This window comes from Flavobacterium sp. XN-5, assembly GCF_008033395.2.
Lineage (GTDB): Bacteria > Bacteroidota > Bacteroidia > Flavobacteriales > Flavobacteriaceae > Flavobacterium > Flavobacterium hiemivividum.
In genome coordinates this window covers 150,095-172,431 of record NZ_VOGZ02000001.1, presented here as the reverse complement: position 1 = coordinate 172,431, position 22,337 = coordinate 150,095, and the positions used below count along the sequence as shown (strand labels likewise).

Here is a 22,337-nt window from a genome sequence, read left to right as displayed (position 1 = left end):
ATATTTATGAAAACAATACTTTCAAAAATTTTAGTTGCCTTTATGGCAATAATTATACTGGGTAGTTGTAGTGAGGATTTCCTTAACGAACCTAAGCCTACTGACGGTGTATCTGAACCAGTTGTATTTTCTTCTCGTGCGGGTGTTGAAGCTTTTATTTCAGGGATAATGCGTCGTTTTAGAGGACAGTATACCAATGTGGATTCAGCAGGTCTTAATTCAATTTTCTTTGCACGTACGGTAAAGGGAAATGATGTCATCCAAGCTAATAATTGGTTTGGGTTTGATTATGCAAACGACAATCGTGAACCTACATACAGGAGAACTTCATTTACATGGAATTACTGTTTTTACATGATTAATCAGGCTAACGCATTGATCAATGGTGTTGAAGCTAGTACTGTATTGGCAGATACTGATAAAAAAGAATTGATGGCATATGGTTATGCTTTAAGAGGATTTTTCTATCATCAATTAGTGATGGAATTTGCTCCTACTTATTCGTTTGATCAAAACTTTCCAGCACCGCCTATTTACAAAAGTTTGTCAACAAGCGGGAATGGAATGTCAACAGTAAAGGAAGTTTATGACTTAATTGTCGATGATTTAACTAAAGCTGTAGATGGACTAAATTCATCACGCTTAGGGAAATCGTACATTAATAAAAATGTAGCAAATGGAATTTTGGCTCAAGTGTATCAGGTAATGGGCAACTGGCCTGGTGCTGAAGCTGCTGCTAAGGCTGCTTATGGTGGGAATGCTGCAGCTGTTTTGAATGCAGCTGGATATAGAACTGGTTTTAATGATTACTCAAATGTGGAGTGGATTTGGGGTAGTGCTCAATCATCTGATCAGTCTAATTATTACTGGGGTTTTCCACATGTTGGAACAGATTTTACAACAACTTCTTATACTTCAACCCATATCAATGTAGATTTTGCAAGTTTATTTTCAGCAACTGATGTACGTAGATTATTTCAATTAAGAAGTGCTACTTTACCTGTTACTGATTTTAGATATTGGATTACAAGTAAATTTAAATTTACTTTCGATGCGGATCATCCTATTATTCGTAGTTCAGAAATGATTCTGATTGAAGCAGAAGCACTACAAAGACAAACTAAGGATCTACAAGCTCATGACTTACTTTATACATTGCAAAAAAACAGAGATGTTAATGCAATTAGGTCAACAAATACTGGTCCTGCATTGTTGGAAGAAATTCTTGTAGAAAGAAGAAAAGAGCTTTATGCTGAAGTTGGTGTAGAGTGGTTTGACGCAAAACGTTTGAGAAGAGGAATTACCAGAACAGGTAATCATAGAATTAAAGCAGCTGCTAATTTAACTGCAGATGACAAGAAATTCTTTTTGAAAATCCCTCAAGCTGAAATTGATGCGAATGATTTAATTGAGGAGTCAATTAATGCAAATAGATAATTAATTATTTTTATTATTATTAAAACCGAGTAGGCATTTGCCTAACTCGGTTTTTTTTTTTTGAATATGGATTTAGGTACATACATTGTTTTTGTAAAATGGTCGATGTTGGTTAGTATATTTAAATAACAAATCAATTTTTTATTATATGACGATTATAATTTACCTTTGCTCGATTGGCAATTAAAAAATTATATCCTAACAATATATCCTTCAAATGAGAATACTCTTTTCTTTATATTTTATAGTATTACCCACAATCCTATTTTCTCAAATTAACTCAAGAGAAGAAGCTCCAAAAACAGGGTTGTCGAATAGACCTAGTAGTACAGATTCTGTAAAAGTCGCTACAATGGATATGTATCGTTTTATTTCTTTAGAACGCGATACCACATACATTGATACAGCGCTTACTATTAAACGAGAATATAGCTTTAACTATTTACGAAAAGATAATTTCGGACTCTTGCAGTTCTCTAATGAGGGGCAAACATATAACACGCTTCAATATAGTTTAACGGAGTTTTCTCCTTATCCAGAATTTGGTTTCAAAGCAAAGCATTTCAATTTTCTCGAAGCAAACGATGTAAAATACAGTTCGGTGGCGACGCCTGTGACCGAGTTATATTTTAAATCGGTGATGCAAAAAGGACAATCACTGGATGCTTTTTTTACACTAAATACTTCGCCGAGGTTAAATTTTTCTATTGCCTATAAAGGCTTGCGCTCGGAGGGGAAGTATATAAATCAGTTATCCAGTACGGGGAATTTTAGATTTACTACAAGTTACAATACCTTAAATAAACGTTATTTTGCAAATGCACATTATACTTATCAAGATATATTAAATGAGGAAAATGGCGGAATTACCACAATCAGCGATTTCGAAGAAGAGGATGCAAAGTATGATAACAGGCAAAGGCTCGAGGTTTATTTTACAGATGCGAAATCTTTTCTAAAAGGGAAACGGATATTTGTGGATCACTTTTTTAGAGTAAATACTAACAAAGGCGATAATAATCTATACGTCAGTCATCAGTTTAATTATGAGAATAAATTCTTTGAGTACAATCAGGCAACGGTACCATCAACTGTAGGATCGCGATTAGTCTATAGATTTGGCGATTCCTATGTGACGAGTGGTATTAATGATCAAACTCATTACAATAAAATGTACAACAAAGCGGGTTTGATCTATGAAAACACCACGCTAGGTAAGTTTCAGTTTTTTGCAGATGATTTCAGGAGTAATTATTACTATAATCAAATATTAATAAGAGATGATAAAACCATTCCGGCATCATTGAGTAGGAATATCAACAGTGCTGGAGGTCAGTATGAATACCAAAAAAAGAATTGGAATGGGAAATTCTTGTATTCAAGATCTGTTACAAATCAGTCGTTATCTAATTTAGAGGCGAAATTAAATTATAATTTGAATGAGGATTACCAATTCACTTTTGGATATCAAAACTTGAATAAATTGCCAAATGACAATTATAATCTACATCAAAGTAGTTATGTAAACTACAATTGGTCTAACGACTTCAAAAACGAAAAAATAAACTCCATCACAGCAGATGCTATGACTCCTTGGGTGGAAGCCTCAGTACAGTTTACGACACTAAACGACCATCTCTATTTTGAGAATGTGGCCACAGATGAAAATCAGCAAATTGTTACTCCAAATCAATATGGGAATACCATAAATTATGTTTCGGTTAAATTGAGCAAGGAAATAAAATTTGGAAGATTTGCGCTTGACAACACCTTTCTATATCAAAAAACAGATCAACAGGATGCGATTCTAAATGTGCCTGAAATTGTGACTAGAAACACGATTTATTATACTAATTATATGTTTAAAAAAGCCTTGTTTTTGCAAACAGGGATTACATTAAATTATTTTTCAAACTACTATGCAAATGATTACAACCCGGTAATCGGGGAGTTCTTTGTCCAGAACAAGAAGGAAATTGGAAATTATCCAAATCTTGATTTTTTTGTTAATGCTCGTATTCAAAGAACTCGAATTTTTGTGAAAGCAGAACATTTCAATTCGTCTTTAACAGGAAATAATTTTTATGCTGCTCCTAATAATCCTTACCGTGATTTCATGATTCGTTTTGGACTAATCTGGAATTTCTTTAATTAAGTATTTTCGTCGTCGTCCTTTTCGATAGAAAAAAAAGAAAAAATGGAATGCATTTATTTTTCTTTCGAAAAAGCAAAAAATATCGTAATCGCTAAGGCAATTTTGTAACATTGAAATGTTTTATAACAAAATACTATCTTTGCAAAAGTTTTTAGAACAAATCACATTTTTTAAAATACAATTCAATGCAATACGCAGAAAACATATTAGGTACAATAGGAGATACTCCGCTAGTGAAGTTAAATAAGGTCACTGAAGGAATCGACGCATTAGTACTCGCCAAAGTAGAAACATTCAATCCTGGTAATTCTGTAAAAGATAGAATGGCGGTAAAAATGATTGAAGATGCTGAGGCTGACGGAAGACTAAAACCAGGAGGGACTATTATTGAAGGAACTTCAGGAAATACGGGAATGGGATTAGCCTTAGTAGCTATCATCAAAGGATACAAATTAATCTGTGTCATTTCTGACAAACAATCCAAAGAAAAAATGGATATTCTTCGCGCTGTAGGAGCAAAAGTAGTGGTTTGTCCTACTGATGTGGAGCCTACTGATCCGCGTTCGTATTATTCTGTTTCGAAAAGATTAGCTGCTGAAACACCAAATTCTTGGTATGTAAATCAATACGACAATCCATCAAATGCTCTAGCGCATTATGAGCAGACTGGACCAGAAATTTGGAAACAAACAGAAGGTAAAATCACTCATTTTGTATCTGGTGTTGGGACAGGAGGAACAATCTCTGGTGTTGGAAAATATCTAAAAGAAAAGAATCCTAATATCAAGATCTGGGGAATTGATACCTATGGTTCGGTATTTAAAAAATATCATGAAACAGGAATTTTCGATGAAAACGAAATTTATTCTTACATAACAGAAGGAATTGGAGAAGATATATTGCCTTTAAATGTAGATTTTTCTTTGATTGATGGTTTTACCAAAGTGACTGATAAGGATGCCGCGGTCTATACCCGAAAAATTGCACTTGAAGAAGGAATTTTCGTAGGGAATTCTGCTGGTGCTGCTATAAAAGGATTGTTGCAATTAAAAGAACATTTCAAGCCAGAAGATGTCGTTATTGTTTTATTTCATGATTCAGGAAGCCGTTATGTAGGGAAGATGTTTAATGATGACTGGATGCGTGAACGTGGTTTTCTAGAAGTAGAAATTAAAAAAGCCGAGGATGTGATCAAAGATCATATTGACAAGCCTTTAATTGTGGCTCGTACTGAAGAGTTGGTTTCGCATGCCATAGAAAGAATGCGTAAATATAAAATTTCTCAAATACCAGTAATGGATATTTCAGGTTTTGTAGGCTCGCTGGATGAGTCTGATTTGTTTCAAAGTTATGTGCAAGATAAAAACTCTGCCGAAAGGCCCATTCGCGAAATCATGGGAGCTCCGTATCCTATCGTGAAACTGGGAACAACAATCGAAGAAGTGTCGAAGTTATTCACTAGAGAAAACGCTGCCGTGTTAATTGATTTAGGAAATGGAAAACACCATATTATTACAAAATACGATATCATAGGTTCGATAAAATAATATTTTTTTTTGCCATAAATTAGAATAGTAAACGCAAATTTATATTGTGTCAACTATTTTGATTTATGGCTTTTTTAATTAGAATAGTACGATTTAGGTCTAACCTCTAATTTGGAAGCACTAACCTCTAACTTAAGAAATGACTTTTACAGCAATAGATTTCGAAACAGCAACAGCATTTCACCCTTGCTCGGTGGGAATTGTGACAGTAGAGAATGGGATAATAGTAGACGAATTTGTCAGTTTGATTAAGCCGCCAAACAATTTGTATTCTCCTTTTACAATTAAAGTGCATGGAATTTATCCAAGGGATACTGTAAATGCCAAATCATTTGCGCAAGTATTTCCTGAAATTCAAAAACGACTACAAAATAGAGTTGTTGTGGCGCACAATGAAAGCTTTGACAGGAATGTATTGGCCAAATCAATGGCGCTTTATGGCTTAAATTATGAGGATTTAAATTTATCGCCTCGCTGGGAGTGTACCGTAAAAATATATAAAGCCAAAGGATTAAAACCTACAAAGCTTAGCGATTGTTGCAGGACAATGAAAATTCAATTGAATCATCATGAAGCTTTATCAGATGCTCGGGCTTGCGCCAAATTGTATTTGCTGAGATAACTTCGTGTATTTATTGAGAAGTACAAGCTGTTTGTTTTTTCATTACTTTAGTGTCTTAACTACAATGCGTTACGATGAAAGAAGATTTTCTACATTATCTTTGGAGATTCAAGAAGTTTGACACCCTAAATTTGAAAACTTCAAATGAGGAGGAAATTAACATCGTTACTGTTGGCCAATATTTGGAAGTGGCAGGCCCTGATTTTTTTAATGCTAAAATTTCAATTGGAGACCAATTGTGGGCTGGGAACGTTGAAATTCACCTTAAATCGTCAGACTGGTATGTGCATCATCATGAAAGAGATGCTGCCTATGAAAATGTAATCCTTCATGTAGTCTGGGAACACGACAGCGAAATTTACAGAAAGAACAATACTGAGATTCCTGTCTTGGAACTTAAAAAGTATGTTAATAAGGAAACAATAGAAAATTATCGGTCCTTGATGTCGCCAAAAGCGTGGATCTTCTGCGAAAAGCAGTTAATTGATATTCCTTCTTTTGTTTTAAAAAACTGGCAAGAGCGTTTGTTTTTTGAACGATTAGAAAGAAAGTCTAAAGCTATTTATGAGCTGTTAGAACAAACTGATAATGATTGGGAGGCAGTTTTGTTTTGTATGTTGGCAAAAAACTTCGGATTGAATACAAACGGAGATATTTTTCTAAAAATAGCGAGTTCTATTCCTTTTTCCATTATAAGAAAAGAGAGTTTTGAAGTCGAAAACTTGGAAAGCTTACTTCTAGGTAGCGCGGGATTATTAGAAGATGAAAAAGAAGATAATTATTTTAAAGATTTAAAATTTAGGTATTACTATTTGTTACATAAATACCAAATAGAAAAAGGTAATTGTAACGCGGTTCAATTTTTTAAGCACCGGCCTGATAACTTTCCTACAATACGACTGTCGCAACTGGCGAATTTATATCATCACAACCAAAACCTATTTTCGCAAGTTTCTGAAATTACTTCGCTTAAGGCGATTTATGACGTATTTCAAGTTTCGGCTTCTTCTTATTGGCTTGACCATTATCAATTTGATAAGGAAAGTCGAAAAAAGAAAAAAATGCTATCGAAGTCTTTTATTGATCTGATTGTAATAAATACTTTGATTCCAATTCAATTCGCTTACGCCAAAAGTAGGGGAATTGAGCGAGCGGAAGATTTTATTCAGCTGCTAAATGAAGTCGCGCCGGAGAAAAATGTGATTATAGATAAATTTGGGAGTTTTGGCGTGAAATCATTAAATGCTTTTGATTCCCAAGCCATGCTGCAGTTGAAGAATGAGTACTGCGCTAAAAGTAAATGTTTGGATTGTGCTATCGGGATGGAATTAATGAAGTGTGAATGATTCTTTACTTATTTATTTTCAAGAAATAATAAAAGTGTATTTTTGTACTATAGAATTTTAAAAAAAAAAAAAAGAACATGGCTCAAAGTGTTCCAGCGGTAATTAAGCTTAAATACTTCTTTGAAAAGTACGGATTTCATGTGTCGTCACGTCTAGCGGATAAACTTGGAATGCGAGTAACAAGCGTGAGGTTGTTCTTCATTTATATCTCTTTTGTTACGGTAGGCTTGTGGTTTGGTGTGTATTTAACATTGGCTTTCTGGATTAGATTGAAGGATTTGATACGTGCTAAGCGAACTTCTGTTTTTGATCTTTAACTTTCATTTTACATTTTTTTTACATTTTATTGATTTTTAGATTGTTTTATTATCTTTGAAGAATCACATTAATACATTTATATGTCAGTAAAAGTTGATTCATGGGGCTCACGAGTTGGACTCATACTAGCCATGGCGGGGAATGCTGTTGGTTTAGGTAACTTTCTTAGATTCCCAGTACAGGCCGTAGAAAACGGTGGTGGAGCTTTCATTATCCCTTATTTAGTTTGTTTTCTCGTTATGGGAATTCCATTGTTGTTTATCGAATGGTCTTCAGGAAGATATGGAGGTAAATTTGGGAATCACAGTACTCCATATATTTTAGATTCAATGGTGAAAGGTCGATTGATGAAATACATTGGTGTATTTGGTATTTTTACCAATATTGCGATAGCTGCTTATTATTGTTATATTGAATCGTGGACGATGTCCTATGTGTATCATACCTTAATAGGTACATTCGACGGAATGAGTCAGGCTAATGTCGCGGGATTCTTTGATTCTTATACTGATATTTCAAAATCTACTACAGGCTTGCCTTATGAAGCTGTTATATTCTATATTATTTGTTTGTTATTGAATACATTCATCTTATCAAAAGGAATTAAAGGAATTGAAAAAGTGGCAAAAGTGGGTATGCCTTTATTAATTCTTTTTGGAGTTGTATTGGCAGTAAGAGGATTAACTCTTGGTACTTCTGGAGCTTCTGATATTTTCCCTGATGCAAATGCCTGGGATGGTTTAAATTTCCTTTGGACTCCGCAATACGATTCGATACTTGATCTAAAGGTTTGGATGGCAGCAGCCGGCCAAATCTTCTTTACTTTATCTGTAGGTATGGGGACAATTCATTGTTATGCCGCTTATATCGATTCTAAAGATGACATCGCATTAAATGCAGTTTCGGCTGGATTTATGAATGAATTTGTAGAAGTAGTTTTAGGAAGTTTAATTGTAATTCCTATTGCCGCAGGATATTTAGGTTTGGATTGGGTTATTGAAAATGCAGGTTTTGGTATGGCATTTCAAACAATGCCTTATTTATTCCAGCAGTGGGGACCTACTTTAGCTATTGTAGCTGGTGTTTGCTGGTTTGGATTATTGTTTTTCGCCGGTATTACTTCGTCATTAGCTATGGGGACGCCATGGATGGGATTCATGAGAGATGAATTTGGTTGGTCTAAAAATAAAGGAGCTTGGTCTTTTGGAGCAATGATTTTAATTTTAGGTTTACCAACAGTTATTTTCTTCAAAGAAGGAGTATTTGATGAATATGATTATTGGGCCGGAACGGTAAGTTTAGTGGTTTTTGCGATGCTAGAAACGATATTGTTTTCTTGGGTTTTTGGAATGGACAAAGGATGGAGAGAAATTACTAGTGGTTCTGATATAAAAGTACCTAATATTTATAAATTTATTATTAAGTATATAACACCGGTATTGCTGATTATCATTTTCTTAGGCTCTGTTTTTAAACCTTTAGGGAATGATTGGTCTGGAAATATTTCTAGCTTAGTCACAGGAAACGGATGGTTATTAGATAATGGTTCGATAATTAAAATGGTAATGCATGCTGGAATTAGAGATCAAATCGCTTTAGCGACTGATCCAGTTGTAATTGAGCAATTACAAGATAAAATCCTATATTTAAACTTAGCTAGATTATTGTTAATAGGTCTGTTTATTTTTATCAGTTCGTTAGTCTACTTTGCTTTTCTAAAAAGACGTAGAGAAGGTAGAGCTACATTATAATAACTTTAAAACACAATTCAAATGAATACAGAAGCATTAATAACAATGGTGTTGACGCAGGGAATTGTAACTGCTTTTGCAGTCTACTTTTTTTATAAGGTGTTAACGATTCCGTCAAAACAGGAACCAGATTCGTTTACTGAAAATGATGATGAAGACATTAGGCAAGACGCTGAAATAAAATAAATTTCTTTAAATATGAATAAGCTAAAATCCCTTTTTATGTTCACTACTGATCAACGAAAAGGGATTTTGGCTTTATTATTTGTTATAGTTGTTCTGCAATTAGGGTATTACTTTGTTGACTTTAATGATCCAACAGATGAAGATACCGTAGAAAAAAAGGAATGGTTAGCAATGCAGTCTAAAATTGATTTTCTAAAGGCATCAAATCCAAAATACATTGCAAAAATATATCCTTTCAATCCCAATTTTATCACAGATTACAAAGGGTATAAACTAGGTTTGTCTGTTCAAGAAATTGATCGGTTATTAGAATTTAGGAAAGAGAATAAATATGTGAATTCTCCAAAAGAATTTCAAGCTGTTACTCAAATTTCTGATTCATTATTAAATGCGATAGCGCCTTATTTTAAATTTCCGGATTGGGTTAAAAATAAGGTCGAAAAAAAGGGCTATGTTAAATATGAAAAAAAGGCTTTCGCGAAAAATGAAAAGATTGTTATAAAGGACATTAATCTTGCAACCCAGGAAGATCTGATTAAGATTTATGGAATAGGAGAAGTGATCTCGCTACGGATTTTGAAACTAAAAGAAACCCTCGGTGGATTTGTTTCTATGGAGCAGATGAGTGATGTTTGGGGTTTGTCTCCCGAGGTGATTGCGAGTCTTAATTCGCATTTCAAAGTTTATACTTTGCCTAATATTAAAAAAATTGACATCAATAATGCGTCATTAAAGGAGATTTCTCAATTCTCTTATTTTAAATATGCGCTAGCCAAAGAAATTGTGATCTATAGGAGTATGAACGGTGATATTAAAAATGTTGAGGATTTAACAAAGATTAAGGGCTTTCCTGTTGAAAAGGCAAAAATAATTGCATTATATTTGGACTTTAATTAGAAGTTTATAATTAAGTGGTTTCGAATATTTTAATTTGCTGCAAAATAATCGTTTTGTCGTTTGTTTCTTTTTCTTTTAACTGTCGCTCAATTATCTAACTCAAAGAAATCTTAAATGTAAAATAGAAAGGCTATGCTTTCTGTTTTAATCAATCAAATTTGTTTAAAAAAATATTAGTTATATGGAATCAGTTTATTTCACAGAAGAACATCAATTATTTAGAAAAAGTTTAAAAGATTTTTTGCAAAAGGAAGTAGTGCCTCATATTGAAAAATGGGAGAAAACAGGTACAATAGAGCGCTTTATATGGAAAAAGTTCGGTGAAATGGGCTTCTTCGGAATCAATTATCCAGAGGCTTATGGTGGGTTAAATCTAGATTTATTTTACACTGTAATCTTTTTAGAAGAACTTCAGAAAGTTAAGTCATCTGGATTTGCAGCTGCTATGTGGGCACATTCTTATTTAGCAATGACACATTTAAATGCTGAAGGTGACGAAAGAATTAAGCAAGATTATTTAGTTCCAAGTATCGCTGGTGAAAAAATAGGGGCTTTGTGTATAACAGAACCTTTTGGTGGAAGTGATGTAGCAGGAATGCGTACTACTGCAGTAAAGCAAGGAGATAAATACATCATTAATGGTTCTAAAACTTTCATAACAAACGGAGTTTACGGTGACTATTATATAGTCGCTGCCAAAACAAGTCCGGAACTTGGAAATAAAGGAATAAGCATATTTTTGATGGATAGCAACTTGAAAGGAGTTTCTGCAGTGAAACTAGATAAGTTAGGATGGAGAGCTTCTGATACAGCAGAAATTGCATTTGACAATGTCGAAATTCCTGTAGAGAATTTAATGGGAGAGGAAGGAAAAGGATTTCCTTATATTATGCAACATTTTGCTTTAGAGCGTATGATCATGGCTATAAATGGACATGCAAGAGCAGAGTATGCGCTTGAATATACGATAGACTACATGTCGCAACGCGAGGCATTTGGAAAAACCATAGATAAATTTCAGGCATTAAGACATACAATAGTAGAACATGCCACTGATGTGGAGCATTGTAAAATATTTAATTATGCTGCCGTAGCACGACTAGATAAAGGAGAATATGTAGTTAAGGAAGCGACTATGGCTAAATTGAAATCTACAAAAGTCGCTGATGAAACCATTTACAGTTGTTTGCAAATGCTAGGTGGTTATGGTTATATGGAAGAATATCCATTAGCACGTTTGTTAAGAGACAGTCGTCTGGGTCCAATTGGAGGTGGAACTTCGGAAATTCTTAAGGAGATTTTATCAAAAATGATAATTGACAAGCAAAATTATAAGCCTGCGGTGAAGTAAAAAAAATCAAAATAATAAAAGAGTCAATGTAGTTATTGGCTCTTTTTTTTATGTGTGAAGGATAGTAGTGGAAATCCTTTTACAAAGCCTTGCGGAGTAAAAGATTGCAGCGGATAGCCTGACGGCAAATAAAAGGCTGTTTTGGAGTTAAATGGTGTTTTTGCCGGCACACCAAAAATAAATTAGTGATTGATGACCGATAAGTCAAAATATTGACTACTTTTGCACACTTAACGAAAGGGGGTGTCAAAATTATGTTAATTATACCAATTAAAGACGGAGAAAATATCGATAGAGCACTAAAGCGCTATAAAAGAAAATTTGATAAAACAGGAACTGTTCGTCAGTTACGTGCACGTACTGCTTTTATTAAGCCTTCTGTAAAAAATAGAATTAAAGTTCAGAAAGCAGCTTATATTCAAAACATGAAAGACAACTTAGAAAACTAAGTAATTTCTTTTTTTACAATAAATGCCGTTAGTCATTAAAGTTTTTTAACTTTGATGCTAACGGTTTTTTTATTTTATATGGTGACCAATATAGATGCGTTTCGGGATTATCTACAAAAGGAGAAAAAATATTCTCCGCATACTGTAAACGCCTATTTGAATGATGTAATGAACTTCCAGTCATTCAACGAGGTTTATTTTGATCAGGAAAATATAGAGGAGGTCAACTACAGTCAAATAAGAAGTTGGATTGTATCGCTTGTAGATGGTGGAATGTCAAATGTTTCGGTTAATAGAAAGATTGCTTCTTTAAAAGCGCTTTTTAAGTTTTTATTGAAAATAAAACAGATACAGGTCAGTCCGCTGTTGAAGCATAAGGCGTTAAAAACGGCTAAGGTGCTTCAAATTCCGTTTTCGGAGAAAGAGGTGGCTGAAGTGTTACGTGATTTAGAAAACCCTGTTGGTTTTGAAGAGATAAGAGATAAGTTAATTATCGATTTATTTTATACAACAGGTATTCGTCGAACAGAGCTGATTCATTTGAAAATTAGTGATGTTAATCTTTCTAATAGTACGATTAAGGTTGTTGGTAAAAGAAATAAAGAAAGAATTGTTCCTGTATTGCCTGTTTTAACAAAGCAGTTTTCTTCGTATAGTAATGAGCGGTCTCATATTAATAGTGTTAGGGATTTAGAATATTTTTTTATATCAAAAAAAGGGTTAAAATTAAATGAATCCTTTGTGTATCGGTTAATAAATTCTTACTTTAGTGCTGTCTCTGAAAAAGTAAAAAAAAGTCCGCATATTTTACGTCATACGTTTGCGACTCATTTATTAAATAACGGAGCCGATTTAAATTCAGTAAAAGAGTTATTAGGACATTCTAGTTTGGCTTCGACACAAATTTATACACACAGTAGCTTGTTAGAGTTGAAAAAGGTTTATGAAGAAGCGCATCCAAGGAATAAGGAATAATTCGATAAATGTTTAACCATAAAAAAAATTGATTATGAAGGTAAATGTTCATGCAGTTAACTTTACTGTTGACGGAAAATTAGTAGGTTATGTTCAAGAGAGAATGGATAAGTTAGAGAAGTATTACGATAAAGTGGTTTCTGCCGATGTCTATTTGAAAGTTGAAAATACAAGTGACAAAGAAAACAAGATTGCAGAGGTAAAGATGAATGTCCCAGGGGATGATTTTATGGTTAAAAAACAGTGCAAGACTTTTGAAGAAGCGATTGAATTATCGGCGGATTCATTAGAGAGATTGTTGTTAAAAAGGAAAGAAAAGATAAGAACGCATATTTAATCTAAATTTTTTTAAAAAAATGTTTTGATTGAGAGATAAAATCTATACATTTGCAGTCCGTTAGAAATAGCGGACTTTTTTTATTGATTTTGCCAGCGTAGCTCAGTTGGCTAGAGCAGCTGATTTGTAATCAGCAGGTCGTGGGTTCGAGTCCCTCCGCCGGCTCAAAATAAAACTGAGGTTTTGAAATCTTGTAAATAAAGAAAGAGGGGAGATACTCAAGCGGCCAACGAGGGCAGACTGTAAATCTGCTGTGTAAACTTCGCAGGTTCGAATCCTGCTCTCCCCACAATTTTAGATTTGAAAATCTAAAGATTAAAGCTCTGCCGGTGTAGCTCAGGGGTAGAGTGCTTCCTTGGTAAGGAAGAGGTCTCGGGTTCAATTCCCGACATTGGCTCAATTAGAATATTTTGAACACTAATATATTAATAAAGATTAAAAACGAAGTAAAATGGCAAAAGAAACCTTTAACCGTTCGAAACCACACTTAAATATAGGTACGATCGGACACGTAGATCACGGAAAAACTACATTAACTGCTGCAATAACTAAAGTGTTATCTGATGCTGGTTACTGTCAAGCAAAATCATTTGATCAAATTGATAATGCTCCTGAAGAAAAAGAAAGAGGTATTACAATTAATACATCACACGTAGAGTATGAAACTGCTAATCGTCATTACGCTCACGTTGACTGTCCAGGTCACGCGGATTACGTAAAGAACATGGTTACAGGTGCTGCTCAAATGGATGGTGCTATCCTTGTAGTTGCTGCAACTGATGGACCTATGCCGCAAACACGTGAGCATATCCTTTTAGGACGTCAGGTAGGAATTCCTAGAATGGTTGTATTCATGAATAAAGTGGATATGGTTGATGATGCTGAGCTTTTAGAGCTAGTTGAAATGGAAATCAGAGATTTATTATCTTTCTACGAATATGATGGAGACAACTGTCCAGTTATTCAAGGATCTGCTTTAGGTGGATTGAATAATGATCCTGCTTGGGTACCTAAAATTCTTGAATTGATGGCAGCTGTTGATGAGTGGATCGAAGAGCCAGTTAGAGATACTGAAAAGCCTTTCTTAATGCCAGTTGAGGATGTGTTTACAATTACTGGTCGTGGAACTGTTGCTACAGGTCGTATCGAAACAGGTATTGCTAATACAGGAGATGCTGTTGAAATCATTGGTATGGGAGCTGAAAAATTAACTTCTACTATTACAGGAGTTGAGATGTTCCGTAAAATCCTTGATAGAGGTGAAGCTGGAGATAACGTAGGTTTATTGTTAAGAGGTGTTGATAAAGAATCTATCAAAAGAGGAATGGTTATCATTAAGCCAGGATCAGTAAAACCACACGCTACTTTTAAAGCTGAGGTTTATATCTTGAAAAAAGAAGAAGGTGGTCGTCATACGCCATTCCATAATAACTACCGTCCACAGTTCTACGTACGTACAACTGACGTAACAGGAGTTATTACTTTGCCAGAAGGTGTAGAGATGGTAATGCCAGGAGACAACTTAACTATTAATGTTGCTTTGTTAAGCCCAATCGCGATGAGTGTTGGTTTACGTTTCGCTATCCGTGAAGGTGGTAGAACAGTAGGTGCTGGTCAAGTAACTGAGATTGTAGGATAATATCCTAAAAATTATATAAAGCCAGTTGATTTTCTTAACTGAAATGGTACTGGCTTTTAATACGGGCGTAGTTCAAGGGTAGAATAGCGGTCTCCAAAACCGTTGATGGGGGTTCGAATCCCTCCGCCCGTGCAAAAAAAAATAAATCAAAATGGCAAAAATAGTTAATTACATATCGGAATCATTTGAGGAATTAAAGTCAAATATGACTTGGCCAGAGTGGGCTGAGGTGCAACGTCTAACGATTGTTGTTGCTATTTTTTCAGTATTATTCGCTTTGGCAACTTGGGGGGTAGATGAATTTTTTGCAAAAGCATTAGCTGGATTTTTTAACTGGATAAAAGCCTAATTTTTGTGATGACAGATAATAATCTAAAAAAGTGGTATGTTGTTCGAGCGGTAAGCGGGCAAGAGAATAAAGTGAAAGCTTACATAGAAAATGAAATCTCTAGGTTAGAGATGACGGACTATGTTTCTCAAGTTTTGGTTCCGACAGAAAAAGTAGTATCTGTAAAAGATGGTAAAAAATTAGTTAAGGATAAAGTATATTTTCCTGGTTATGTCATGATTGAGGCAAATCTTATCGGTGAAATACCTCATATTATTAAGGGTATTACAAGTGTGATAGGGTTTTTAGGTGAGACTAAAGGTGGTGAGCCTGTTCCGTTAAGACTATCTGAGGTTAATAGAATGTTAGGTAAAGTTGATGAGTTAGCTGTAAATGCAGATACTCGTTCTATACCTTTCAACTTAGGTGAGACTATTAAGGTTATAGATGGACCATTTAACGGTTTTAACGGTACGGTTGAAAAAATTAATGAAGAGAAGCGTAAACTTGAAGTAATGGTGAAAATTTTCGGAAGAAAAACACCTTTAGAATTAGGGTTTATGCAGGTAGAAAAAGTATAATATTTTGTTACATATAATATCCATTACAATCGCTTCCTAATGATTGTAGTGTTAAATTTTTTAAAAAATGGCTAAAGAAATTAGTAAAGTAGTTAAACTACAAGTTAAGGGAGGTGCTGCGAATCCATCGCCACCGGTTGGACCTGCTTTAGGAGCTGCTGGTGTAAACATCATGGAGTTCTGTAAGCAATTCAATGCTAGAACGCAAGATAAAGCCGGCAAAATATGCCCAGTACAAATTACTGTGTATAAAGACAAATCATTCGAATTTGTTGTTAAAACTCCGCCAGCAGCTGTTCAATTATTGGAAGCTGCGAAGCTAAAATCTGGTTCAGGAGAGCCTAATCGTAAAAAGGTAGCTAGTGTTACTTGGGAACAAATTAGAGCTATTGCAGAAGACAAGATGCCTGACTTAAATGCATTCACTATGGAGTCTGCAATGAGTATGGTTGCTGGAACTGCTAGATCTATGGGTATAACTGTATCAGGAGACGCTCCTTTTTAATTAAAAGAAAGACATGGCAAAATTGACAAAAAAGCAAAAAGAGGCTGCTTCAAAAATTGACAAAAACAGAATGTATTCTTTGAAAGATGCTGCGGCATTAATAAAAGTTGTTGCATCTGCGAAATTTGATGAGTCTGTTGATATCGCGGTACGTTTGGGTGTAGATCCAAGAAAAGCGAATCAAATGGTAAGAGGTGTGGTAACATTACCTCATGGAACTGGTAAAGATGTTAAAGTATTAGCATTAGTTACTCCAGATAAAGAAGCGGAAGCTAAAGAAGCTGGAGCAGACTATGTAGGTCTTGATGATTATTTACAAAAAATTAAAGATGGTTGGACAGATGTTGATGTGATCATCACTATGCCAAGCGTTATGGGTAAATTAGGTCCATTAGGTCGTATTTTAGGACCTAGGGGTTTAATGCCAAACCCTAAAACAGGTACTGTAACTATGGATGTTGCAAAAGCTGTTCAAGAGGTTAAAGCTGGTAAAATCGATTTTAAAGTTGATAAAACTGGTATCGTACATGCAGGAATTGGTAAAGTTTCTTTTGGAGCTGAGCAAATTGTTGACAATGCACACGAAATTATTCAAACATTAATCAAACTTAAACCAACTGCTGCTAAAGGGGTATACATTAAAAGTATCTACCTTACAAGCACTATGAGTCCTGCTATTGCATTAGACCCAAAAGCAGTATAATTGGTAGTTAATAATTTTTAGTATGACTAGAGAAGAAAAATCAATCGCGATTGAAGATTTAACTGCACAGTTAGCTGGTACAAATATTGTTTACGTAGCAGATATTTCTGGATTAAATGCAGATACTACTTCAAAATTGAGAAGAGCTTGTTATAAAGCAGGTATTAAATTAGAGGTTATAAAAAACACATTGCTTGCAAAAGCAATGGAGGCTTCGGATAATGATTATGGTGATTTACCAACAGTATTGACTGGTAATAGTGCTATATTCATTTCAGATGTTGCAAATGGACCAGGTAAGATAATTAAAGATTTCCGTAAAAAATCGGCTAAGCCAGTTTTAAAAGGAGCTTATATCAATGCTGAGGTTTATATTGGAGATGATCAATTAGAAGCGTTAGCTACTATTAAATCTAAGGAAGAACTTATTGGCGAGCTTATTGGATTGCTTCAAGCGCCTGCTCAAAGAGTTATTTCTGCACTTCAAAACCAATTCTCTAAAGAAGAGGTTGCTGAAACAGAAGCATAATTTAAATAGAGTAACACTCGATTTTTATTATTTACATTGCGCACAATAAACAAAATATAATTTTACAAATCATTTTAAAACGATAGAAAAAATGGCAGATTTGAAACAATTCGCAGAACAATTAGTTAATTTAACTGTAAAAGAAGTTAACGAATTAGCAACAATATTAAAAGATGAGTACGGAATCGAACCAGCTGCTGCAGCTGTAGTAGTTTCAGGTGGTGGTGAAGGTGCTGCTGAAGAAGCTCAAACTGAATTTACAGTTGTATTGAAAGAAGCTGGTGCTTCTAAATTAGCTGTTGTGAAAATGGTAAAAGAACTTACAGGTTTAGGTTTGAAAGAAGCTAAAGATGTAGTTGATTCTGCTCCATCAAACGTTAAAGAAGGTGTAACTAAAGACGAAGCTGAAGCTTTGAAAAAATCTTTAGAAGAAGCTGGAGCTGTTGTTGAGCTTAAATAGTTAAACACAGTTTGGGAATTAGGTTTAGGTCTTGGATACACATCCAATGACCTAAACCATTTTTCGTATAACAAAAGTCTGTCTTATTTTATTATATAATAAGCTCTGATAGCAAATTGATTTTACCCATTACGAGGAAAAAAAATTAACAGATAATAAGAAAGTAGTTATCTTAAATTGGTTTTTAAAGATGTAATGGTTGTAAAATAAACGTATAAGGAAAAATATTTATACAAATAAAAATTACTTTTATAATCAAAATTTTGTCCATTGATGATAACAAATCAGACTGAAAGATTGAATTTTGCCTCTACTAAAAATATTCCTGCCTATCCAGATTTTCTAGATGTACAGGTTAAATCTTTTCAAGATTTTTTTCAATTAGAAACTAAATCTGACGAAAGAGGCAATGAAGGACTTTATAATACCTTCATGGAAAACTTTCCAATTACAGATACAAGAAATAACTTTGTATTGGAATTCCTTGACTACTTTGTAGATCCACCACGTTACACAATCCAAGAGTGTATTGAAAGAGGTCTAACGCATAGTGTACCTTTAAAAGCAAGGTTAAAACTATATTGTACAGATCCAGAGCACGAAGACTTTGAAACTATTGTTCAAGATGTATATCTTGGTACAATTCCTTATATGACGCCAAGCGGTACCTTTGTAATCAATGGAGCAGAACGTGTTGTTGTTTCACAGTTACATAGATCTCCAGGGGTTTTCTTTGGTCAGTCTTTTCACGCTAATGGAACAAAATTATATTCTGCCAGAGTAATTCCTTTTAAAGGTTCTTGGATAGAATTTTCTACAGATATCAATAGCGTAATGTACGCGTATATCGACAGAAAGAAAAAATTACCCGTTACAACTTTATTCCGTGCTATTGGTTTCGAAAGAGACAAGGATATCCTTGAAATTTTTGACCTTGCTGAAGAAATTAAAGTTTCTAAAACAGGACTTAAGAAATATATCGGTAGAAAATTGGCTGCTCGTGTATTAAATACATGGCATGAAGATTTTGTAGATGAAGATACTGGTGAAGTAGTTTCTATCGAACGTAACGAAATAATCCTTGACAGAGATACAATTATCGATAAAGATAATGTAGAAGAAATCATTGATTCTAACGTTAAATCTATTTTGTTGCACAAAGAAGATGCTAATCAAGCTGATTATGCCATTATTCATAACACGCTACAAAAAGATCCAACCAATTCTGAAAAAGAAGCCGTTGAGCATATCTACAGACAATTGCGTAACGCAGAACCGCCTGATGAAGAAACTGCTCGTGGTATTATAGATAAATTATTCTTCTCAGACCAACGTTACAACTTAGGTGAAGTAGGTCGTTACAGAATGAATAAAAAACTTGGTTTAGATATTCCAATGGAAAAGCAAGTGCTTACCAAAGAAGATATCATAACTATCGTTAAGTATTTAATTGAATTAATTAATGCGAAAGCTGATATTGATGATATTGACCACTTATCAAACCGTCGTGTTAGAACAGTTGGTGAACAATTGTCTCAACAATTCGGTGTTGGTTTAGCACGTATGGCTAGAACCATTAGAGAGCGTATGAACGTTAGAGATAACGAGGTGTTTACACCAATAGATTTGATTAATGCTAAAACATTATCGTCTGTTATCAACTCTTTCTTTGGTACCAACCAGTTGTCTCAGTTTATGGATCAAACGAATCCACTTGCCGAGATAACACACAAAAGAAGATTATCTGCACTAGGCCCAGGTGGACTTTCGAGAGAAAGAGCTGGATTTGAGGTTCGAGATGTTCACTATACGCACTACGGACGTTTATGTCCAATTGAAACACCAGAGGGACCAAACATTGGTTTGATTTCATCTCTTGGAGTTTATGCTAAAGTGAATGGAATGGGTTTCATTGAAACACCTTACCGTAAAGTAACTAATGGAGTTGTAGATTTAGAGTCTACTCCAATTTACTTAAGCGCTGAAGAAGAAGAAGGAATGATGATATCTCAAGCGAATATTGAGATGGATAATTCTGGTAAAATCCTTGCTGAAAACGTAATTGCGCGTCAAGAAGGTGATTTCCCAGTAATTGACCCTACAAAAGTTGATTATGCGGATGTTGCTCCTAACCAAATTGCTTCTATTTCTGCTTCTCTTATTCCTTTCTTGGAACATGATGATGCGAATAGAGCGTTGATGGGCTCTAACATGATGCGTCAGGCTGTACCATTAATACGTCCTGAAGCACCGATTGTAGGAACTGGTTTAGAGCGTCAAGTAGCTTCAGATTCTAGAGTTTTAATTAACGCAGAAGGAAATGGTGTTATAGAATATGTAGATGCAAACATCATCACAATCAAATACGACCGTACTGATGAAGAAAGAATGGTTAGTTTTGAATCTGATGAAAAAACATACAATCTAATAAAATTTAGAAAAACCAATCAAGGGACAAGTATCAACCTTAAACCTATCGTAAGAAAAGGAGATAGAGTGGTTCTTGGTCAAGTATTGTCAGAAGGATATGCAACTCAAAATGGTGAATTAGCTTTAGGTAGAAACCTTAAAGTTGCGTTTATGCCATGGAAAGGGTACAACTTCGAGGATGCGATTGTTATTTCTGAAAAAGTGGTTCGTGACGATATTTTTACCTCTATTCACGTTGATGATTATTCATTAGAAGTTAGAGATACTAAATTAGGTAACGAAGAATTGACAAATGATATACCAAACGTTTCTGAAGAGGCTACTAAAGACTTAGATGAAAATGGTATGATTAGAATTGGAGCCGAGGTTAAACCTGGTGATATTCTTATTGGAAAAATTACTCCAAAAGGGGAATCAGATCCTACTCCAGAAGAGAAATTGCTTCGTGCAATCTTCGGGGATAAAGCAGGTGACGTAAAAGATGCTTCATTAAAAGCGTCTCCATCTTTACATGGTGTAGTTCTTGACAAAAAATTGTTCGCAAGAGCAGTAAAAGACAAACGCAAACGTACACAAGACAAGGATGCTTTGGGAGCTCTTGAAATGGAATACGAAGTTAAGTTTGTTGAATTAAAAGACAAGTTAGTAGAAAAACTTTTCGTGATCGTTAATGGGAAAACATCTCAGGGTGTAATGAATGATTTGGGTGAAGAAGTTTTACCAAAAGGTAAAAAATACACTCAAAAAATGCTTTATGCTGTTGAAGATTTTGCTCACTTAAGTAAAGGTCAATGGGTTGCTGATGACTCAACTAATAAAATGGTAAATGAATTAATTCATAACTATAAAATTAAGTTGAATGATTTACAAGGAGCCTTAAGAAGAGAAAAGTTCACGATTTCTGTTGGAGATGAATTGCCAGCTGGAATTTTGAAATTAGCTAAAGTATATATTGCCAAAAAACGTAAGTTGAAAGTTGGGGATAAAATGGCTGGACGTCACGGTAACAAAGGTATTGTTGCTCGTATCGTTCGTCATGAAGATATGCCTTTCCTTGAAGACGGAACGCCAGTTGATATCGTGTTGAACCCGCTAGGTGTACCTTCACGTATGAACATTGGTCAAATTTATGAAACTGTTTTAGGATGGGCTGGACAAAACTTGGGTAGAAAATATGCTACTCCTATTTTTGATGGTGCTTCACTAGACCAAATCAATGAATTGACTGACGAAGCTGGAATACCACGTTTTGGACATACTTACCTTTATGATGGTGGAACTGGAGAGCGTTTTCATCAAGCAGCAACTGTTGGTGTAATTTATATGTTGAAATTAGGACATATGGTTGATGATAAGATGCACGCACGTTCAATCGGGCCATACTCATTGATTACACAACAACCTCTTGGTGGTAAAGCACAATTTGGTGGACAACGTTTTGGAGAGATGGAAGTTTGGGCACTTGAGGCTTATGGAGCGTCAAGTACACTTAGAGAAATCTTGACTGTGAAGTCTGATGATGTAATAGGTAGAGCTAAAACTTACGAAGCAATCGTAAAAGGAGAATCTATGCCAGAGCCAGGATTACCTGAATCATTCAATGTATTAATGCATGAATTGAAAGGTCTTGGACTTGACATTAGATTAGAAGAATAAGTATTTAGTATTCAGTGTTCAGTTTTTTAGTGTTCAGTTATAAACTGCTTACTACTTACTGAACACTGAACACTTTTTTTAATTAGTTTTCAAGATTTAGCCCCGTAAATCGTTCCGATTTTTTATATAAATGTA

General features: G+C 34.6%; 21 protein-coding genes and 4 tRNA genes. All 25 read left to right on the top strand.

Features of this window, described 5'->3' with window-relative positions:
- Window positions 1–6: 6 nt before the first annotated feature.
- The 25 genes from FQU23_RS00765 (at window position 7) to rpoB (ending at window position 22,202) form a co-directional block, all read left to right on the top strand.
- Window positions 7–1,437, top strand: a complete 1,431-nt coding sequence (locus tag FQU23_RS00765) for a RagB/SusD family nutrient uptake outer membrane protein (RefSeq protein WP_147672164.1) — start codon at window positions 7–9, stop codon at window positions 1,435–1,437.
- A 217-nt stretch (window positions 1,438–1,654) separates the two neighbouring features.
- Window positions 1,655–3,592 (top strand): putative porin, encoded by a 1,938-nt coding sequence (locus tag FQU23_RS00760; RefSeq protein ID WP_147672163.1) that lies wholly within the window; start codon window positions 1,655–1,657, stop codon window positions 3,590–3,592.
- A 185-nt stretch (window positions 3,593–3,777) separates the two neighbouring features.
- Window positions 3,778–5,139: a pyridoxal-phosphate dependent enzyme gene (locus tag FQU23_RS00755; protein ID WP_147672162.1), complete on the top strand. Its 1,362-nt coding sequence runs from the start codon at window positions 3,778–3,780 to the stop codon at window positions 5,137–5,139.
- Window positions 5,140–5,278: 139 nt separating this feature from the next.
- On the top strand, window positions 5,279–5,761 hold the full coding sequence (locus FQU23_RS00750) for a 3'-5' exonuclease (protein ID WP_147672161.1): 483 nt from the start codon (window positions 5,279–5,281) through the stop codon (window positions 5,759–5,761).
- A 74-nt stretch (window positions 5,762–5,835) separates the two neighbouring features.
- Window positions 5,836–7,107: a DUF2851 family protein gene (locus tag FQU23_RS00745; RefSeq protein ID WP_147672160.1), complete on the top strand. Its 1,272-nt coding sequence runs from the start codon at window positions 5,836–5,838 to the stop codon at window positions 7,105–7,107.
- Window positions 7,108–7,184: 77 nt separating this feature from the next.
- On the top strand, window positions 7,185–7,424 hold the full coding sequence (locus FQU23_RS00740) for a PspC domain-containing protein (protein ID WP_147672159.1): 240 nt from the start codon (window positions 7,185–7,187) through the stop codon (window positions 7,422–7,424).
- A gap of 81 nt (window positions 7,425–7,505) precedes the next feature.
- Window positions 7,506–9,176, top strand: a complete 1,671-nt coding sequence (locus FQU23_RS00735) for a sodium-dependent transporter (protein WP_147672158.1) — start codon at window positions 7,506–7,508, stop codon at window positions 9,174–9,176.
- Between the two features lie 21 nt (window positions 9,177–9,197).
- Entirely contained in the window at window positions 9,198–9,362 is a 165-nt protein-coding gene (locus tag FQU23_RS00730; RefSeq protein WP_165425706.1) for a hypothetical protein, read from the top strand.
- A 12-nt stretch (window positions 9,363–9,374) separates the two neighbouring features.
- Window positions 9,375–10,259, top strand: coding sequence for a ComEA family DNA-binding protein (locus tag FQU23_RS00725; protein WP_245181053.1), 885 nt, complete (start codon window positions 9,375–9,377; stop codon window positions 10,257–10,259).
- Window positions 10,260–10,440: 181 nt separating this feature from the next.
- A complete protein-coding gene (locus FQU23_RS00720) occupies window positions 10,441–11,610 on the top strand; it encodes an acyl-CoA dehydrogenase family protein (protein WP_147672156.1) in 1,170 nt (389 codons plus the stop codon).
- Between the two features lie 254 nt (window positions 11,611–11,864).
- Window positions 11,865–12,059 carry a 30S ribosomal protein S21 gene (gene rpsU, locus FQU23_RS00715; protein ID WP_007137807.1) on the top strand — a complete coding sequence of 65 codons (195 nt, stop codon included), beginning with the start codon at window positions 11,865–11,867 and terminating at the stop codon, window positions 12,057–12,059.
- Window positions 12,060–12,137: 78 nt separating this feature from the next.
- Complete coding sequence (locus tag FQU23_RS00710) at window positions 12,138–13,034, top strand: tyrosine-type recombinase/integrase (protein ID WP_147672155.1); 897 nt, start codon at window positions 12,138–12,140, stop codon at window positions 13,032–13,034.
- Window positions 13,035–13,068: 34 nt separating this feature from the next.
- The gene (hpf, locus tag FQU23_RS00705) at window positions 13,069–13,371 is read left to right on the top strand and encodes a ribosome hibernation-promoting factor, HPF/YfiA family (RefSeq protein ID WP_132108209.1); all 303 of its coding nucleotides are present in this window, start codon (window positions 13,069–13,071) and stop codon (window positions 13,369–13,371) included.
- A 91-nt stretch (window positions 13,372–13,462) separates the two neighbouring features.
- Window positions 13,463–13,536 (top strand) — tRNA-Thr (locus tag FQU23_RS00700).
- Window positions 13,537–13,579: 43 nt separating this feature from the next.
- Window positions 13,580–13,660, top strand: a tRNA-Tyr gene (locus FQU23_RS00695).
- A 36-nt stretch (window positions 13,661–13,696) separates the two neighbouring features.
- A tRNA-Thr gene (locus FQU23_RS00690) sits at window positions 13,697–13,768 on the top strand.
- A gap of 54 nt (window positions 13,769–13,822) precedes the next feature.
- Window positions 13,823–15,010, top strand: coding sequence for an elongation factor Tu (gene tuf / locus FQU23_RS00685; RefSeq protein WP_147672154.1), 1,188 nt, complete (start codon window positions 13,823–13,825; stop codon window positions 15,008–15,010).
- Window positions 15,011–15,071: 61 nt separating this feature from the next.
- Window positions 15,072–15,142, top strand: a tRNA-Trp gene (locus FQU23_RS00680).
- A 19-nt stretch (window positions 15,143–15,161) separates the two neighbouring features.
- Window positions 15,162–15,359 (top strand): preprotein translocase subunit SecE, encoded by a 198-nt coding sequence (gene secE / locus FQU23_RS00675; RefSeq protein ID WP_132108205.1) that lies wholly within the window; start codon window positions 15,162–15,164, stop codon window positions 15,357–15,359.
- Between the two features lie 8 nt (window positions 15,360–15,367).
- Window positions 15,368–15,919 (top strand): transcription termination/antitermination protein NusG, encoded by a 552-nt coding sequence (gene nusG / locus FQU23_RS00670; protein WP_147672153.1) that lies wholly within the window; start codon window positions 15,368–15,370, stop codon window positions 15,917–15,919.
- Between the two features lie 67 nt (window positions 15,920–15,986).
- The gene (gene rplK, locus FQU23_RS00665; RefSeq protein ID WP_091084259.1) at window positions 15,987–16,424 is read left to right on the top strand and encodes a 50S ribosomal protein L11; all 438 of its coding nucleotides are present in this window, start codon (window positions 15,987–15,989) and stop codon (window positions 16,422–16,424) included.
- 13 nt (window positions 16,425–16,437) lie between these two features.
- Entirely contained in the window at window positions 16,438–17,127 is a 690-nt protein-coding gene (rplA, locus tag FQU23_RS00660; RefSeq protein ID WP_147672152.1) for a 50S ribosomal protein L1, read from the top strand.
- A gap of 22 nt (window positions 17,128–17,149) precedes the next feature.
- Window positions 17,150–17,656: a 50S ribosomal protein L10 gene (rplJ, locus tag FQU23_RS00655; RefSeq protein ID WP_147672151.1), complete on the top strand. Its 507-nt coding sequence runs from the start codon at window positions 17,150–17,152 to the stop codon at window positions 17,654–17,656.
- Window positions 17,657–17,747: 91 nt separating this feature from the next.
- Complete coding sequence (gene rplL / locus FQU23_RS00650; RefSeq protein ID WP_132108197.1) at window positions 17,748–18,116, top strand: 50S ribosomal protein L7/L12; 369 nt, start codon at window positions 17,748–17,750, stop codon at window positions 18,114–18,116.
- Window positions 18,117–18,389: 273 nt separating this feature from the next.
- Complete coding sequence (gene rpoB, locus FQU23_RS00645; protein ID WP_147672150.1) at window positions 18,390–22,202, top strand: DNA-directed RNA polymerase subunit beta; 3,813 nt, start codon at window positions 18,390–18,392, stop codon at window positions 22,200–22,202.
- Window positions 22,203–22,337 lie beyond the last annotated feature (135 nt).